This is a genomic window from Pseudoalteromonas sp. Isolate3 (assembly GCF_022398505.1).
GTDB lineage: Bacteria > Pseudomonadota > Gammaproteobacteria > Enterobacterales > Alteromonadaceae > Pseudoalteromonas > Pseudoalteromonas apostichopi.
Window position 1 is genome coordinate 1 of record NZ_JAKEVN010000217.1, and the last position, 2,647, is coordinate 2,647.

The 2,647-nt window shown below is 43.6% G+C and carries 1 protein-coding gene; it reads left to right on the forward strand.

The genetic code is table 11. The features are described from left to right. Nucleotides 1-88 precede the first annotated feature (88 nt). On the forward strand, nucleotides 89-2,608 hold the full coding sequence (locus L1D46_RS20290; RefSeq protein WP_239978138.1) for a TonB-dependent receptor: 2,520 nt from the start codon (nucleotides 89-91) through the stop codon (nucleotides 2,606-2,608). Nucleotides 2,609-2,647 lie beyond the last annotated feature (39 nt).

The following is a 2,647-nucleotide window of genomic DNA, read 5'->3' on the forward strand; positions in this document are numbered from 1 at the left end:
CACATATACTATACTTTTATGTTATTTGTTTGTTCCCATTATGCGTTTTACACTGCGCTAAAATAGATAAGTCAGATGGGAATCAAAAATGACATTATTCAAAAAATTACCTTTGCAACTTGCAATCGCAAGTACGCTTGCTGCATCAGTGACTGCAATCGCTGCTGAGCAACCTGCTGAAAATACAGCAAAAGATATTGAAGTTATTTCAGTGACGGGCACACGTCGTAGTTTACGTAGCCTATCTGAAAGTACTGTTCCGGTTGATTTATTAACAAGCCGCGATTTAGCAAGCACAGGTCAGCTTGAAATTAGCCAAGTACTTGCCTCTCAATTACCTAGTTTTAACTACCCTAGCGCCACCATTGCTGATGGTACTGACCACGCAAAACCTGCCGTATTACGTGGCCTTGCCCCTGATCACACACTGATATTAGTCAACGGTAAACGCCGCCATGCGGGTGCCCTATTAAATTTAGGTGGCACAGTGGGTCGTGGCTCAACGGCGGTTGATTTAAATAATATTCCTACCTCAGCAATTAAGCGCGTAGAAGTACTGCGTGATGGCGCTGCCGCGCAATATGGTTCTGACGCGATTGCTGGTGTAATTAACATTGTACTAAAAGATGCCGATGAAGGCGGTAGTGTAAGCTACACATACGGTGAGTACGACACTCAAATGGCAGGCTCTCCTCAGCTACTAAACACTACAACTGATAGCGAAGAAAACCTAAGCTTTGAAACTGGCAGCGACCGTGAAGTAAACGACGGCATTTCGCGCACAGCAAGTGCTAATGCGGGCTTTGCGCTGGGCGATAACGGTTTTATTAACGTGTCGATTGAGTCACGCAATAACGAGCCAACAAACCGCTCTGGTTTTGATGCACGTGAGCAATATAGCCGTGATGAGAATGGCAATTTAGATTCGCGCGAATTTGACTTTGACCGCTATAACCACCGCTTTGGTAAAGCCGCTATCGAAGACTTCGCGCTTTTTTATAACCTAGGTTATGAGTTTGATAACTCACTATCGCTTTACTCATTTGCAAGTTACTCAAACCGTAAAGGTAATTCAGGTGGTTTTTATCGTCGTGCGAAAGACTCTCGTAACTTACCTGAAGTATATCCTGACGGTTTCTTACCACAAATTGATACCGACGTAGATGACTACTCATTTGCGATTGGTCTAAATGGCGAAACTAATGATTGGGCTTGGGATGTAAGCACTAATTATGGTCGTAATGACTTTGGTTTAGGTGTTAGCAATAGTTTAAACACTTCAATGGGCGTAAATAGCCCAACAGAGTTTGATAACGGTGCGCTTGTGTACGAGCAATACCTAGCGAACATGGATGCTAGCAACACGCTAGACTTAGGTTTACCTGATGATGTGTTTGTCACCATTGGTGCTGAGTATCGTCACGAAAACTACCAAATTAAAGCAGGTGAAACAGCCTCTTACCTAACTGTATTAGATGACGATGGCAACCCTGTTGCTGCCGGTGGTGCACAAGTTTTAGCAGGCTTTTCACCTGACAGTGCAACCGATAAAAGCCGCCATAATGTCGCTATTTTTGCTGAGTTTGATACCTACCTTACAAGCGACTGGAATGTGGTTCTCGCTGGCCGCTTTGAAGATTACAGTGACTTTGGTAGTACTTTTACATCAAAACTGGCTTCTCGTTACAGCGTGAATGAATCATTGTCTCTACGTGGTGCTATTAGTACTGGATTTAGAGCGCCATCACTTGCACAAACGTCTTACAAATCGGTAAGCACGGTATTTGAAAATGGTATTCCAAGTGAGGTTGGTTTGTTCCCTGTTGATGAACCTGCGGCGCGTGCACTGGGTGCTCGTGACCTTGATGCAGAAGAATCAGTCAACATGACTGCGGGCTTTATCTTTACCCAAGGTGGTTTTAGCTTAACCCTTGATGCATATCGCATTGAAATAGACGACCGTATTGTATTATCTGAAAACTTAAGTGGCCCAGAAGTTGAAGCGATTTTAGCCGAAGCAGGCGAAGTAAATACACAGCGTGTTCGTTACTTTACTAATGCCATTGATTCACGTACGCAAGGTGTTGATATTGTTGCGACTTACTCATTAGGCTTAGAAAAATATGGTGATTTACGCTTAAGTGCTGCGGTTAACTTTAACGACACTGAAGTGACGAATGTTAAAGAAAACCCAGCAGAGCTTGAAGCGCTTGGTGATAGCTACGAATACTTTGCGCGCCGTGAAATAACCCGCTTTGAAGAAGGCACCCCAGCAAATAAGTGGAACTTATCTGCAACATGGGATTATGAAAACTTCCAAACAACACTTCGTGCCACGCGTTACGGTGAAGTGGTGGATACATCAAGCACACCTGAAGGTGATGAAGTACTTGATGCTAAATGGATTGCTGACTTAGAAGTGGCTTACCGCCCTGATGAGCAGTGGAAGTTCGCATTAGGCGCTAATAACCTGTTTGATCAGTATCCTCAAGATACTGTAAGTAATATTGGTTATAGCGATTTCAACCAAATTTTCCCTTATAGTGGCTTTGCGCCATACAGCTTAGATGGCCGTTTTATTTACGGTAACATCACTTATAGCTTCTAAAAAAAAGCGGTGATGACCTAGGTCATCACCGCTAGCTTC

Coding starts and splice junctions, on each gene's coding strand:
- L1D46_RS20290 (WP_239978138.1), top strand. CDS start 89: ATGACATTATTCAAAAAATTACCTTTGCAACTTGCAATCGCAAGTACG.